Below are 1617 nucleotides of genomic sequence, written 5' to 3' on the forward strand. Positions count from 1 at the left end.
CAGATTGGGAAGTTAAACAAATAACTTCACTACTATGATAAGGGTATCGGCGAAGATTGTCAAGTAGTTTTTTGTTCTATTTCTATGGTCAGTGTAGCTATAAAGTAGGCTACCGTTTTTCATGTAGATGCAAGAGATCTATTGAAATACCCCTGCAAAACTATACTATTGATTAGTGTACTGTAAATTTGAAACTATGGATATATTAGGCAAACTGGTAACCTTACTATCAGTTTTTTTACTCTCTTTTCCTTCATATTCATATCAATTTAGAACCAAAGCAAACCAAGCAGTAGTTTTAGATTTAGCCTCAGATTCGTTCATCTTTGAGCATAACTCCGATGAAAAAATGGCCCCATCTTCAATGAGCAAGTTAATGACTTTATACGTGGCCTTCGATTACCTAAAAGCTGGAATGATCAACACGGAAGATAAGTTTCGAGTAAGTAGAAAAGCGTGGGAAAGGAAAGGATCTTCTATGTTTTTGAGGGAAGGTCAATCTGTCACGGTGAAAGAACTACTCGAAGGAATTGTAATAGTTTCAGGTAATGATGCTTGCATCACGCTAGCTGAGGGCATTGCAGGGTCAGAAGAGAATTTCGTAATGGAAATGAACGAAGTTGCGCATAACCTAAATCTGAACAACAGTCACTTTGTCAATTCAAGCGGGTGGCCGGATGAAAATCATTTCATGAGCGCAAAAGATTTGGCAATATTGGCGAAGAGGATTTTCACTGATTTCCCCGAGTATTACGGCTTGTTCTCTGAGCAATATCTAGCATATAATGACATTTTACAAAAAAATAAAAATCTTCTACTTTTTCACGATATCGGAGTTGATGGTCTAAAAACCGGCTATACAAATGCTGGTGGCTACGGCATTGTAGTGTCTGCAAAACGAAACGATAGGAGAATTTTCGCCGTCGTAAATGGGCTGAGTACTGAAAGAGAGCGAATAGAAGAAGCAAAAAGACTGATACAGTATTCCTTAAATCATTTTAGCACTAGAAAGATATTCACTAAGGACGATATAGTTGAGGAAATAAATGTTCTGTACGGAAAAGACAGGAAAGTACCCATCACAGTTGCAAACGATATTGCTATAACCTATAGTCGCAACTTGCATGATAAAATTAAGGTACGTGTTGAATATAAAGATATGATACCTGCACCAATTAAAAAAGGGCAAGAAGTAGGCAAAGTTCTTATAGAAATACCGGGTATTGAGCAGCAAACAGCACCACTTTATGCAGTAAATGATGTGCAGGAATTAAATTACGTAGAAAAGTTTTTTAGGATGTTGTTTTGAAGCTTAAATAGCGCATCTCTGTAACTTATACCAATTTACGCTACACAGAAAGCTGGTAGACAACAGTGAAAAAAAGTTATAACGTCATCCAATAGAAACAAAAAACTACTTGACAACTTTTGCCGTTACCCTTATTATAGTATTGAAGCTATTTGTTTAACTTCCCAATCTGTACAGGTTAAAATGACAAGAGAACTTGTATTTGGCGTACTATTGTTTAATTTTTCGCACTATGTGTACTGCATGTCTTTTTAAACTTCGGGTTTTCAAGCTGAAACGCGCTTATAAGTCGTTTAAGACATCACCCA

Annotated in this window: 1 protein-coding gene; it reads left to right on the forward strand. The window is 36.5% G+C overall.

The features are described from left to right. Positions 1–202 precede the first annotated feature (202 nt). Positions 203–1309 (forward strand): D-alanyl-D-alanine carboxypeptidase family protein, encoded by a 1107-nt coding sequence (locus DM84_RS05845; protein ID WP_349305112.1) that lies wholly within the window; start codon positions 203–205, stop codon positions 1307–1309. Positions 1310–1617: the final 308 nt, after the last annotated feature.

This window comes from Wolbachia pipientis, from assembly GCF_023661085.1.
Taxonomy (GTDB): Bacteria; Pseudomonadota; Alphaproteobacteria; order Rickettsiales; family Anaplasmataceae; genus Wolbachia.